Below are 12,457 nucleotides of genomic sequence, written 5' to 3' on the forward strand. Positions count from 1 at the left end.
GGCGGGCTGCGGCTGATGGGCGATGGCGGGCTGCTGCCGGAGATCACCCGCGACGTGGTCCTCGACGGCATCGGACGGTCAGATATCCCGGAAGATCTCGATCTGCGCGCCCACGGAGTTGAGCCGCTCCGCCAGTTCCTCGTAACCGCGGTTGATGACATACACATTGCGCAGTACGGAGGTGCCTTCCGCCGCCATCATGGCGAGCAGCACCACCACGGCGGGCCGCAGCGCGGGCGGGCACATCATCTCGGCGGCGCGCCAGCGGGTCGGGCCCTCGACCAGTACCCGGTGCGGGTCCAGGAGCTGCAGCCTGCCGCCGAGGCGGTTCAGATCGGTGAGATAGATGGCCCGGTTGTCGTAGACCCAGTCGTGGATGAGGGTCTGGCCGTGGGCCGAGGCGGCGATGGCCGCGAAGAAGGGCACATTGTCGATGTTGAGCCCGGGGAACGGCATGGGGTGGACCTTGTCGATCGGCGCCTCCAGCTTGGAGGGGCGGACCGTGAGGTCGACCAGCCGGGTACGGCCGTTGTCGGCGGCGTACTCGGTCGTACGGTCGCAGTCGACGCCCATCTCTTCCAGCACCGCGAGCTCGATCTCGAGGAACTCGATCGGTACCCGGCGGATCGTCAGCCGGGACTCCGTCACCACGGCGGCGGCGAGGAGGCTCATCGCCTCGACCGGGTCCTCGGAGGGGGAGTAGTCGACGTCCACATCTATGTGCGGGACGCCGTGCACGGTCAGTGTGGTCGTGCCGATGCCGTCCACGCGTATGCCCAGTGCCTCCAGGAAGAAGCACAGGTCCTGGACCATGTAGTTGGAGGACGCGTTACGGATGACGGTCGTGCCGTCGTGCCGGGCGGCGGCCAGCAGGGCGTTCTCGGTCACGGTGTCCCCGCGCTCGGTCAGCACTATGGGACGGTCGGGCGTGACCGAGTGGTCTATCTGGGCGTGGTAGAGCCCTTCCGTCGCGGCGATCTCCAGCCCGAACCGGCGCAGCGCGATCATGTGCGGCTCGATGGTCCGCGTACCGAGGTCGCAGCCGCCCGCGTACGGAAGCTTGAACGAGTCCATCCGGTGCAGCAGCGGACCGAGGAACATGATGATGGAACGGGTCCGGCGGGCGGCGTCCGCGTCGATGGCGTCCAGGTCGAGCCGGGCCGGCGGGACGATCTCCAGATCGACTCCCTCGTTGATCCACCTCGTCCGCACGCCGATGGAGTTCAGCACCTCCAGAAGTCGGTAGACCTCCTCGATGCGGGCCACACGGCGCAGCACCGTACGGCCCTTGTTGAGCAGTGAGGCGCAGAGCAGTGCCACGCACGCGTTCTTGCTCGTCTTGACATCGATGGAGCCCGAGAGCCGGCGCCCGCCGACCACCCGCAGGTGCATGGGTCCGGCGTAGCCGAGCGACACGATCTCGCTGTCGAGTGCCTCGCCGATGCGCGCGATCATCTCAAGGCTGATGTTCTGATTGCCGCGCTCGATGCGATTGACGGCGCTCTGGCTGGTGGCGAGCGCCTCGGCGAGCTGACTCTGTGTCCAGCCCCGGTGCTGACGGGCGTCACGGATGAGCTTGCCTATGCGTACGAGATAGTCGTCTGACATGACGAAAGGTTATCTCAGATATGAGATGAGACCTGCGGTGGGGTGTGGTGTTCGGGTGACGGCTGCGTGTGGAGGCGCGGCAGTCACGCAGCCTGATGTGCGTGAAAGGTGCGGGCTACGGGTGCACCGTGCGTTCCATGGTCCACCCGGATCACCGCGACGGCGCGCGGTGTACGTCCATCCGGGGGCGCCGGCCTCGCCCGGCCCCACTTGCCGGGCCGGGGCGGGGCGAGGCCGGGGAACAGTGCAGGCCTGACGGAAGCCTGGCGTCGAATCAGCCCTCGAAGCCGCCTTCGGCCAGGATCTTGTCGATTCGGGCGCGATGCGCTTCCTCCCACACGTCCAGGGATTCGCCGGCCTCCTCGGCCAGCTTCTTCAGGGCGTCGAGGAGCACCTGCTCCCGGCGGGCGCGGGGGGTGACCACGATGCCTTCCTCGTCGGCCACCACGATGTCGCCCGCGTCGACGTTCACGCCGCCGCACCGCACCGGGCCGTTGAGCGGCTCGATGGCCTTCTTGGTGCCCGGGACGGGGATGACTCCTCTGGCGAAGACGGGAAAGCCCATCTCGCGCACCTCGGCGAGGTCGCGTATCACCCCGTCGGTCACGAACGCCGCGATCCCGCGGCGCTGGGCGACGGCGCAGACGTTTCCTCCGGCGAGTGCGTAGTCGACGTCACCCGCCTCGACGACGATGACCGAGCCCGGCTCCGCGCGGTGGATGGCCGCGTGGAGCATGAGGTTGTCGCCCGGAGGGCACCGCACGGTGAATGCCGGGCCGGCGACTCGCGGGATCGAGGGCCACAGGGGGCGGATGCCGATGTCCATGACCTGCTCGCGTCCCAGGAGATCGGCGAGGGTGGTCGGGGAGATGTTCTTGAACTCGGTGACGTCGTTCATGTTCCTCCTTCGTCCGGGCGCCCCTTCCCACCGATGAGGACACGTTCCCGCGCTGCCGCGGGGTCGATATGTTCATCGGAGGAAGAGGTGTGCGGCGGCGAGACTAGCGGGCGCAGTGCAGCCGCGCCGCCCGCGCATGACCGTGCGGCGGTGATGTACTAGAGTTATCTCGACATCGAGATATATGCCGAAGGCGCACCGCAGTCCGCCAGTCGGTAAGGGTTACCTAACTAAGCCTTACCTTAGCGGATGGTCGAGGGGCCGTAGGCGGCACCACGCGGCGCCCGCCGTAAGGAGGCGCGGCGCGGAGTACGCGCACATTGATGAAGGAGACTGTCGTGTCGGCGAACAGCTTCGACGCCCGCAGCACGCTGCGCGTGGGCGACGAGTCGTACGAGATCTTCAAGCTGGACAAGGTCGAGGGCTCCGCGCGCCTCCCTTACAGCCTGAAGGTGCTGCTGGAGAACCTGCTCCGCACCGAGGACGGCGCGAACATCACCGCCGACCACATCCGGGCGCTCGGCGGCTGGGACTCCCAGGCGCAGCCCAGCCAGGAGATCCAGTTCACGCCGGCCCGCGTGATCATGCAGGACTTCACCGGTGTGCCGTGTGTCGTGGACCTCGCCACCATGCGTGAGGCCGTGAAGGAGCTCGGCGGCGACCCGGCGAAGATCAACCCCCTCGCGCCGGCCGAGCTGGTCATCGACCACTCCGTCATCGCGGACAAGTTCGGCACCAACGACGCGTTCGCGCAGAACGTCGAGCTGGAGTACGGCCGCAACAAGGAGCGCTACCAGTTCCTGCGCTGGGGCCAGACCGCCTTCGACGAGTTCAAGGTCGTCCCCCCGGGCACCGGCATCGTCCACCAGGTCAACATCGAGCACCTGGCCCGTACGGTCATGGTCCGGGGTGGCCAGGCGTACCCCGACACTCTCGTCGGCACCGACTCGCACACCACCATGGTCAACGGCCTCGGTGTGCTGGGCTGGGGCGTCGGCGGCATCGAGGCCGAGGCCGCGATGCTCGGCCAGCCGGTCTCCATGCTCATCCCGCGCGTCGTCGGCTTCAAGCTGACCGGCGAGCTGAAGCCCGGCACCACCGCCACCGACCTCGTGCTGACCATCACCGAGATGCTCCGCAAGCACGGCGTCGTCGGCAAGTTCGTCGAGTTCTACGGTGAGGGCGTCGCCGCCACCTCCCTCGCGAACCGCGCCACCATCGGCAACATGTCGCCGGAGTTCGGCTCCACCGCCGCGATCTTCCCGATCGACGACGAGACGCTGAAGTACCTGCGTCTGACCGGCCGTGACGAGCAGCAGGTCGCGCTCGTCGAGGCGTACGCCAAGGAGCAGGGCCTCTGGTTGGACCCGGCCGCCGAGCCGGACTTCTCCGAGAAGCTGGAGCTCGACCTCGCCACGGTCGTCCCCTCCATCGCCGGCCCGAAGCGTCCGCAGGACCGCATCGTCCTGGCCAACGCCAAGGAGCAGTTCGCGCAGGACGTCCGCAACTACGTCTCCGAGGACGAGGAGTCCGGCAAGGAGTCCTTCCCGGCCTCCGACTCGCCGGCCTCCTCCAACGGTGTGCCGTCGCGTCCGACCACGGTCACGGCCCCCGACGGGACGACGTACGAGATCGACCACGGCGCCGTCACCGTCGCCGCGATCACCTCCTGCACCAACACCTCGAACCCGTACGTCATGGTCGCCGCGGCGCTCGTGGCCAAGAAGGCGGTCGAGAAGGGCCTGACCCGCAAGCCGTGGGTCAAGACCACCCTCGCCCCGGGTTCCAAGGTCGTCACCGACTACTTCGACAAGGCGGGCCTGACCCCGTACCTCGACAAGGTCGGCTTCAACCTCGTCGGCTACGGCTGCACCACCTGCATCGGCAACTCCGGCCCGCTGCCGGAGGAGGTCTCCAAGGCGGTCAACGAGCACGACCTCGCCGTGACCTCGGTGCTCTCCGGCAACCGTAACTTCGAGGGCCGGATCAACCCCGACGTCAAGATGAACTACCTGGCGTCCCCGCCGCTGGTCGTCGCGTACGCCATCGCCGGTTCGATGAAGGTCGACATCACCAAGGACGCCCTGGGCATCGACCAGGACGGCAAGCCGGTCTACCTCGCGGACATCTGGCCCTCCGAGGCCGAGGTCAACGACGTCGTCGCCAACTCCATCGGCGAGGACATGTTCAACAAGTCCTACCAGGACGTCTTCGCGGGCGACGCCCAGTGGCAGGCGCTGCCGATCCCGACCGGCAACACCTTCGAGTGGGACCCGCAGTCCACCTACGTGCGGAAGCCCCCGTACTTCGAGGGCATGACGATGGAGACGACCCCGGTCGCCGACATCACCGGCGCGCGCGTGCTCGCCAAGCTGGGCGACTCGGTCACCACCGACCACATCTCCCCGGCCGGTGCGATCAAGGCCGACACCCCGGCCGGCAAGTACCTGACGGAGCACGGCGTCGAGCGCCGCGACTTCAACTCGTACGGCTCGCGCCGCGGCAACCACGAGGTCATGATTCGCGGCACCTTCGCGAACATCCGCCTGCGCAACCAGATCGCCCCGGGCACCGAGGGTGGCTTCACCCGCGACTTCACCCAGGCCGACGCCCCGGTGTCGTTCATCTACGACGCCTCGCAGAACTACCAGGCCGCCGGCACCCCGCTGGTCATCCTGGCGGGCAAGGAGTACGGCTCCGGCTCGTCCCGCGACTGGGCCGCCAAGGGCACCGCGCTCCTCGGCGTCAAGGCCGTCATCGCCGAGTCGTACGAGCGCATCCACCGCTCGAACCTCATCGGCATGGGCGTCCTCCCGCTCCAGTTCCCGGAGGGCGCGACCGCCGAGGCCCTCGGCCTCACCGGCGAGGAGACCTTCTCCTTCACCGGCGTGACCGAGCTGAACAACGGCACCACGCCGCGCACGGTCAAGGTGACCACCGACACCGGTGTGGAGTTCGACGCGGTCGTCCGCATCGACACCCCCGGTGAGGCGGACTACTACCGCAACGGCGGCATCATGCAGTACGTGCTCCGCAGCCTGATCCGCAAGTAGGCGATCCGGCGGGGCAGTGGGCCGCACCTCTTCGCAGGACGAAGGGGTGCGGCCCTTTCCCGTACCGGCTCACCGTCGCGCGGACACCGTCAGAGCGACTTGGGCGAGGTGTAGCCGACGACGTACTTCGCCAGCGCCGACTGCTTGGTGTTCTTGTAGTTGAGCTTCTCGCTGGAGTTGCCCTCGACCGAGAAGTACGCCTTGTACTTGGTGCTGTACGCGGTGATGACACCGACGTGGTCGATGATGCCGTCCCCCTTCCAGTCGTAGCTGACGACATCGCCCTTCTTCGGCACATAGCGCTTGGCGGCCACGTCGGCGCGGGTGTGCCAGGTGTGGTTGGTGCGCCCGTAGCTGCGGAAGGAAGCGGCGGCCGAGTTGAGCCCCGTGACCTTCGCGCCGCCCCAGTACCAGGTGTACTTCGCGAAGTCGGAGCACCAGGCGCGGGACTTCCACTTCACAGGCGTCCAGGTCTTGGTGCCCTTGACGTACATGTAGCCCTTGCTCGTGCCGCAGGTGGCGCGGTTGGTACCGGTGCGCGGGGCCTTCGTGCCGTCGAAGCGGCGGTTGCGCGGGTCGGTCCAGAAGCCGGTGTAGAAGTTGCAGTTGTTCTTGGCGTTGACGCCGTTGGCCGCGCCCTCGTACCTGCGCTTCTTCACCTCGGCATTCTCGCTCGTGTACTGACCGAGCGCTTGCGCGGCTATCTTGTTGCCGAGCGCGCTGGCAGCACTGACCGTACTGACCGTACTGGCCGAACCGGCAGTGCCGGCCGTGTCGGTCTGGACGGCGGTCGCGGGGTACGTCGTGACCCCCAGGGTGAGCACGGTGCCGAGGCCGGCCGTCGCCAGGGCATGGCGAATACGCATGTCTGCTCCTTGAGATCGGGCTGCTGTCCTGCTTCTCGGTAGGTGGGTCCTCGGCTGCCGGCTGCACTGACTTCTCCGGGAGCCCGTCCCCGAACCTGTCCGACGGGATGGACATCACCGTGCTCGGGCGACCCTGTCGCAACCTTGGAAAGAACTTGAAACAGCTACTCCGAGCCATTGGCCTCGGTCTAGGATCGCGCCCGGGGGGTGGGTGGCGTGGCCGTGGAATTCCGCGTGCTCGGAGGGGTCGAGGCCGGTGTCGACGGCCACCGGCTGGACCTGGGGCCCGCACGGCAGCAGCGCGTCCTCGCCGTGCTGCTGCTCGAAGCCGGCCAAGTGGTCACGGCGGACGAACTCGTGGACCGGGTCTGGGGCGAGCACGCCCCGCAGCGCGCCCGGCCGACGCTGTACAGCTACCTCTCCAGGCTGCGCAACGCGTTACGCACCGCGGGCCAGGACGCGCCGATCGCGCGGCGGTCGGGAGGATACGTACTGACCGTCGCCGCCACCGCCGCCGACCTGCACCGCTTCCGGGCCCTCTCCGCCAGGGCCAGGACCACCGCGCACGCGGGGGACGAGACGGCGGCGGCGCACCTCTTCGAGGAGGCCCTCGCGAACTGGCAGGGCGAGCTGTGCCCCGGCATGGACACCCCGTGGTTCAACTCCCGGCGCGAGGCGGCGCAGGTCGAACGCCTCGCCGCCGTGCTGGACTGGAGCGATCTCCAGCTGCGCCGCGGGATCCACACCGAGCTGGTGACCGTGCTGGCCCCGCTCGCCGAGGACAACCCGCTGGACGAACGGCTCGCCGGACAGCTGATGCTCGCCCTCTACCGCGGCGGGCGCCCCGCCGACGCCCTCAACCACTACCAGGAGCTGCGCCGTCGTCTCGTCGAGGAGCTGGGCATCGACCCGGCACCGCCGCTGCGGAGCCTGCACCAGCAGATCCTGATCTCGGATCCGCGGCTCGCCCCGCCGGCCCGCGACACCGCGCCCGCCCCGGCGCATGCCACAACGACACACCCCACCGCGGCACACGCCCCGACGACACACCCCAGACAACTGCCCGCTCCGCCGCCCCTGCTGGCCGGCCGGGACAGCGAACTGGTCTGCCTGGACAAACTGTTGGCGCCGCAGGGCGAACCGCACGGCGGGACCGTGCTGATCGCAGTGATCTGCGGCACCGGCGGCGTCGGCAAGACCTCGCTGGCACTGCGCTGGGCCCATGGCTGGCAGGAGCGCTTCCCCGACGGTCAGCTCTTCGCGGATCTCCAGGGCTTCACCCCCTCCGGCGAACCCGCCGACCCGTACGCGGTCATGCGCGGTTTCCTGGAAGCCCTCGGCGCCGACCCCGGGAGCCTTCCCGCCACCCCCCAGGCCCAGGCCGCGCTGTACCGGAGCCTCACGGCGGGCCGGCGCCTGCTCATCGTGCTCGACAACGCCCGGGACACCGACCAGGCGGTGCCCCTGTTACCGGGCAGCCCCACCTGTACGGTCCTGATCACGAGCCGGCACCGGCTGCCCGGCCTCGCCGCCTCCCACGGTGCCGCCCAGCTCACCCTGGAGACGCTCGACCCCGCCGAGGCGCGCGACCTGCTCGTCCGCCGCCTCGGCTCCGACCGCATCGCCGCGGAACCCGGGGCGGCGACGGAACTCCTCCGCCACTGCGCCGGGCTCCCCATCGCCATCAGCGTCCTCGCCGCCCGCCTCACCACCGACCCGATGCTCACCCTCATCGCCCTGGCGGCCGAACTCCGGGAAGCGGCGACCCCGCTGGACGCCCTGGAGACGGGCGAACCGAACGGCGACATGCGGATCGTCTTCGCCTCCTCCTACCTCGCACTCGACGCCGATTCGGCCCGGGTCTTCCGGCAGTTCGCCCAGGCCCCCGGGGCGGACATCGGCCTGCCCGCCGCCGCCAGCCTCACCGGGCTGCCGCTTCCCCGCCTCCGTACCCGGCTGCACCGCCTCCAGGCCCACCACCTCGTCCAGGAGCGCGTCCCAGGCCGCTTCACCTGCCACGACCTGCTGCGCGCCTACGCCCTGGAGATGACGGAGGCCGTCGCCCCTGCCGGGGAGGCGGAAGCGGCACTCACCCGCGTACTCGACCACTACGCGCACACCGCGTACGCGGCCGACCGGCTCCTGCTGCCCCACCGCGACCCGCTCGCGCCGGCATCTCCGGCGGACGGCACACGCCTTGAGGAATTCGCCGACGCCGACCGGGCCATGGCGTGGTTCGCGAGCGAGCACACCGTGCTGACCGCGGCCGTCAACCACGCGGTACGTACCGGGCACGATGCCCAGGCATGGCGGATGGCCTGGGCGATCACCACCTTCCTCGCCCGTCGGGCGTGGTGGGTCGACGTCACCGCCGTGCACAGCACCGCGCTCGCCGCCGCGGTCCGCCTCGGGGATCCGGCCGCCCAGGCGGAATCCCGCCGCGCGCTCGCCTGGGCCTGCACGGAGACCGGGCGCTTCGAGGAAGCCCACCAGGAACTGGCCCACGCGCTGGCCCTCGCGGAGAGACACGGCGATCTCCTCTCCACCGCCCACACCCACCTCGCCCTCGGCTGGCAGTACGAGCGCGAGGGCGACAACGCCGCCGCTCTGCGGCACGACCGGAGCGCCGTCGAGTACTTCACCTCGGCCGGAAACCTCCCCGGACGGGCCCGCGCCCTGAACGCCGTGGCCTGGGACCACACCCAGCTCGGGGACCACGAGGCGTCGGTACGCCGCTGCCAGGAGGCGCTGGTGATCCAGCGGGAACTGGGCGACGAACGAGGCCGGGCCGGCACCTGGGACACCCTCGGCTACGCCTACCACCGCCTCGGCGAACACGCGAAGGCCATCGACTGCTACCAGCACAGCCTGGACCTCAACCGCGCACTGGGGCACCGCTACAACGAGGCCGAGACGCTGGTCCATCTGAGCCAGTCCCACCTCGCGACGGAGGCCGTCGAGCCGGCCAGGGACGCCCTGAGCGAGGCCCTCGCCATCTACCTCGACATCCACGCCCTCAGCCCCGAGGTGAACGAGGTCCGCGCGCTTCTGCGTGATTTGGGCGGTGCTCCGGAAACGAGTTGACCGGTGAGGGCCCGGACCGGTCGTATGAACCCGGCAGACAACCGTCGCCACCCCGACCCCCGAAGGGTGCTCATGCAGCCGGGCAAGATGCATGCCGACGAACCGGACTTCACCGAATCCCTCGTACACCGGCTGATCGCCTCGCAGTTCCCGCACTGGGCCGGACTGCCCGTCGAACCGGTCGTCCCCGTGGGCACGTCCAACGCCATGTACCGGCTCGGCGAGGACCTGGTGGTGCGACTGCCCCGTACGGCGGGGACGGCCGGTGAGGTGGCGATGGAGCAGCGCTGGCTGCCCCGGCTCGCCCCGTCGCTTCCCGCCGCGATCCCCGTTCCGCTGGGCAGGGGTGTGCCCGCGGAGGGCTACCCCTGGCACTGGTCGGTCTTCCGCTGGCTCGACGGCGCGAACCCGGTGGTCGGGGAGATCGCCGAACCCGGCCAGCTCGCAACCGACTTGGCGGACTTCGTCACCTCGCTGCACCGGATCGATCCCGCCGACGCACCGCCCTCCTTCCGCAGCGAGCCCCTGGCAGCCCGCGACGCCTCGACGCGCGCCGCACTCGCGGCGCTGCACGAGGCCGTGGACACCGGCGCGGCGCTCACCGTGTGGGAGGCGGCGCTCGGTGCCTCCGCCCCGACCGGTCCGGCCGTCTGGATCCACGCGGATCTGCAACCCGGCAACCTGCTGCTCGCGAACGGACGGCTCAGCGCCGTCATCGACTTCGGCTGCATGGGACTGGGCGACGCCGCCGTCGACCTGATCGCGGCGTGGTACCTGCTGCCGGCGCACGCGCGCGGGGTCTTCCGTGCGGCCCTGAACACCGATGACTCGGCCTGGGCACGAGGGCGTGGCTGGGCACTGTCGACCGCGCTCGGCGAACTGCGCTACTACCGGGAGTCGAATCCGGCCATGGCGGCGATCGCCCGGCACGTCATCCGCGAAGTCCTCGCCGACGACGGATCCACGTGATGAGTGAGGCCCTTCGCGTCGGGCGCGTCGGCCGAGGTTGTCGCTCTACCGCTTGACGCTCTGCACGAAGGCCGCCCAGACCGGTGCGCGGAAGGGCAGGACCGGGCTGTTGGCCAGTTTGGTGTCGCGTACGGGGACGAAGCCGGGGACGTTGTCGGCGACCTGGACGCATTCACCACCGTCGCCGTTGCTGTGGGACGACGTGCGCCAGGAAGCGGTGCTCAGGTCAGGTGTGGTGCTCATCGGCCGCGAACTCCTTCGCCGCCGACGCGATCCGGTCCAGGGACGCCTCCGGCGACAGTGCGGCGGCCCTGGCCAGATCGTATGCGGATCGATACTGCTCCACCAGGAGCGGTTCTTCGATGAGTTGGCCGCTGTACGCGCTCTCCGTGTATACGACGGACGGAGCGTCGGTGAACTGCATCAGTGTCATGGACGAGTGCAAGAAGGGGTGTGCCCCGGCGGAGAACGGGAGCACCTGGGCGACGATACGAGGGCGGGAAGCGATCTGCTCGGCGAGATGATTGAGCTGCTCCGTCATGACGGCCGGTCCACCCACCGGCAGGAGCAGTGCGGCTTCGTGGATCACCACCCAAAGCACGGGTGCCGTGGGGGAGTCGAGAAGGCTTGTGCGCTCCATGCGCGTCCTGACATGTCCTTCGATGACTTCCGCGTCGGCGAACGGGTGGGCGGCCCGGGTCAGCGCACGCGCGTAGGACGGTGTCTGCAACAGTCCGAGGACCACCATCGACGTGTAGCTGTCGATGGACGAAGCTCGCAACTGGAGTTCCGCCGCATCCGCGAAGTACCCCGCCACCTTCGACTTCCGCGCCAGACGGCACAGCCGCTGAAGGTGCTTGCCGCTGCCCAGCAGTTCGTCGAAGATGCGGGACATGTCCTCCTGCGGACGACGCTCCGCCATCTCGAACAGCCCGATGTATGTACCCGAGCAGAACGCCTTGTCGCCCAGCTCGCTCTGGGACATCCCGGCGGCCTCACGCAAGCGGCGCAACTCGGAACCGTAGAAGGAACGGGCGTCGGCGTACGGGTCGAGATCCTTGGGCTGCGGCATACGCCGCAATGTAGCGGCGCGCGGACGCATCGCTCCGGGAAACCCGGAATGCGCCACCCGTAGGTGTCCACCGCTGCCCCGACACCGAGGGTGAGCCGCACCCCGCCGCCGGCCCGGTGGAATGCGATCGTGGGACCGCGGGTTCACACAACGACAGCGGCAACGGCACAGGCACAAGGCATAGGCACAGAAAGAGCGGAATCATCATGGGCGAGCTGATCCTGATCCGGCACGGCGAGACGGAGTGGTCACGGTCCGGGCAGCACACGAGCTACACCGATCTGCCCCTGACCGTCTTCGGGGAACGGCAGGCCCGTGCGCTGGCGCCCCTGCTCGCCGACCGGCGCATCGCACTCACCCTCGTCAGTCCCGCCGTACGCGCCCGGCGCACCGCCGAGCTCGCCGGACTCGCCGCCCCCCGCATTACGCCCGAGCTGCGCGAATGGGACTACGGCGGCTACGAAGGGGTGACCACCGAGGAGATCCACCGCACCCGTCCCGAGTGGAACCTCTGGACCGACGGAGTCGCCCCCGGCCCCGAGGCGCACCCCGGCGAAGCCCCCGCCGAGGTCGGTGCCCGCGCCGACCGGGTGCTGGCCGAAGTCGCGGAGGCGGCGAGCCGTGACACGGACGAGGACGTCGCGCTCGTCGCGCACTCCCACTTCCTGCGCGTGCTCACCGCCCGCTACCTCGGCCTGACCCCGGCCGAGGGCACACTGTTCCAGCTCGCCACGGGAGCCGTCTCCCGGCTCGGCACCGAGCACGGGAAGCCGGTCATCACGGCATGGAATATGACATTTCCGGAGAGCCTGTTTCCCCGGGCCGTACCGGAGACACCGGAACGCGACTGAGCGGGAGCCGCGCCGCCCCGTGGGCGGACCGACGGCCGGTACCCCGGGGCGGGGGT

The 12,457-nt window shown here is 69.6% G+C and carries 9 protein-coding genes; 4 read left to right on the forward strand and 5 right to left on the reverse strand.

Annotation, left to right across the window (positions count from 1 at the left end; all coding sequences use genetic code 11):
• Positions 1 to 78: 78 nt before the first annotated feature.
• Both IEZ15_RS08720 and IEZ15_RS08725 read right to left on the reverse strand, forming a co-directional pair.
• Complete coding sequence (locus tag IEZ15_RS08720; protein ID WP_114247254.1) at positions 79 to 1,608, reverse strand: helix-turn-helix domain-containing protein; 1,530 nt, start codon at positions 1,606 to 1,608, stop codon at positions 79 to 81.
• 274 nt (positions 1,609 to 1,882) lie between these two features.
• Positions 1,883 to 2,506, reverse strand: a complete 624-nt coding sequence (locus IEZ15_RS08725; RefSeq protein ID WP_189275547.1) for an RraA family protein — start codon at positions 2,504 to 2,506, stop codon at positions 1,883 to 1,885.
• Between the two features lie 338 nt (positions 2,507 to 2,844).
• Here IEZ15_RS08725 and acnA point away from each other — a divergent pair, with 338 nt between their 5' ends.
• Positions 2,845 to 5,559 carry an aconitate hydratase AcnA gene (gene acnA, locus IEZ15_RS08730; protein WP_308427390.1) on the forward strand — a complete coding sequence of 905 codons (2,715 nt, stop codon included), beginning with the start codon at positions 2,845 to 2,847 and terminating at the stop codon, positions 5,557 to 5,559.
• Positions 5,560 to 5,648: 89 nt separating this feature from the next.
• Here the strand turns inward: acnA and IEZ15_RS08735 are convergent, their stop codons facing one another.
• Positions 5,649 to 6,425, reverse strand: a complete 777-nt coding sequence (locus IEZ15_RS08735) for a CHAP domain-containing protein (RefSeq protein ID WP_189275551.1) — start codon at positions 6,423 to 6,425, stop codon at positions 5,649 to 5,651.
• A 216-nt stretch (positions 6,426 to 6,641) separates the two neighbouring features.
• Here IEZ15_RS08735 and IEZ15_RS08740 point away from each other — a divergent pair, with 216 nt between their 5' ends.
• The gene (locus tag IEZ15_RS08740) at positions 6,642 to 9,509 is read left to right on the forward strand and encodes an AfsR/SARP family transcriptional regulator (protein ID WP_189275553.1); all 2,868 of its coding nucleotides are present in this window, start codon (positions 6,642 to 6,644) and stop codon (positions 9,507 to 9,509) included.
• Between the two features lie 87 nt (positions 9,510 to 9,596).
• On the forward strand, positions 9,597 to 10,478 hold the full coding sequence (locus tag IEZ15_RS08745; protein WP_373302536.1) for an aminoglycoside phosphotransferase family protein: 882 nt from the start codon (positions 9,597 to 9,599) through the stop codon (positions 10,476 to 10,478).
• A 45-nt stretch (positions 10,479 to 10,523) separates the two neighbouring features.
• On the opposite strand, the gene IEZ15_RS08750 is transcribed toward IEZ15_RS08745, so the two are convergent.
• Both IEZ15_RS08750 and IEZ15_RS08755 read right to left on the reverse strand, forming a co-directional pair.
• Positions 10,524 to 10,721, reverse strand: coding sequence for a DUF397 domain-containing protein (locus tag IEZ15_RS08750; RefSeq protein ID WP_189275555.1), 198 nt, complete (start codon positions 10,719 to 10,721; stop codon positions 10,524 to 10,526).
• Positions 10,705 to 11,550 carry a helix-turn-helix domain-containing protein gene (locus tag IEZ15_RS08755; RefSeq protein WP_189275557.1) on the reverse strand — a complete coding sequence of 282 codons (846 nt, stop codon included), beginning with the start codon at positions 11,548 to 11,550 and terminating at the stop codon, positions 10,705 to 10,707. The genes IEZ15_RS08750 and IEZ15_RS08755 overlap by 17 nt, the downstream gene beginning before the upstream one ends.
• A gap of 206 nt (positions 11,551 to 11,756) precedes the next feature.
• Here IEZ15_RS08755 and IEZ15_RS08760 point away from each other — a divergent pair, with 206 nt between their 5' ends.
• A complete protein-coding gene (locus IEZ15_RS08760) occupies positions 11,757 to 12,401 on the forward strand; it encodes a histidine phosphatase family protein (RefSeq protein ID WP_189275559.1) in 645 nt (214 codons plus the stop codon).
• Positions 12,402 to 12,457: the final 56 nt, after the last annotated feature.

It is taken from the genome of Streptomyces atratus (genome assembly GCF_014648655.1).
In the GTDB taxonomy this organism is placed as follows: domain Bacteria; phylum Actinomycetota; class Actinomycetes; order Streptomycetales; family Streptomycetaceae; genus Streptomyces; species Streptomyces atratus.

Excerpts from the sequence above, each read along its gene's own strand:
- IEZ15_RS08720 (WP_114247254.1), bottom strand. The coding sequence starts at position 1,608 with ATGTCAGACGACTATCTCGTACGCATAGGCAAGCTCATCCGTGACGCC.
- IEZ15_RS08725 (WP_189275547.1), bottom strand. The coding sequence starts at position 2,506 with ATGAACGACGTCACCGAGTTCAAGAACATCTCCCCGACCACCCTCGCC.
- IEZ15_RS08735 (WP_189275551.1), bottom strand. The coding sequence starts at position 6,425 with ATGCGTATTCGCCATGCCCTGGCGACGGCCGGCCTCGGCACCGTGCTC.
- IEZ15_RS08745 (WP_373302536.1), top strand. The coding sequence starts at position 9,597 with ATGCATGCCGACGAACCGGACTTCACCGAATCCCTCGTACACCGGCTG.
- IEZ15_RS08750 (WP_189275555.1), bottom strand. The coding sequence starts at position 10,721 with ATGAGCACCACACCTGACCTGAGCACCGCTTCCTGGCGCACGTCGTCC.
- IEZ15_RS08755 (WP_189275557.1), bottom strand. The coding sequence starts at position 11,550 with ATGCCGCAGCCCAAGGATCTCGACCCGTACGCCGACGCCCGTTCCTTC.
- IEZ15_RS08760 (WP_189275559.1), top strand. The coding sequence starts at position 11,757 with ATGGGCGAGCTGATCCTGATCCGGCACGGCGAGACGGAGTGGTCACGG.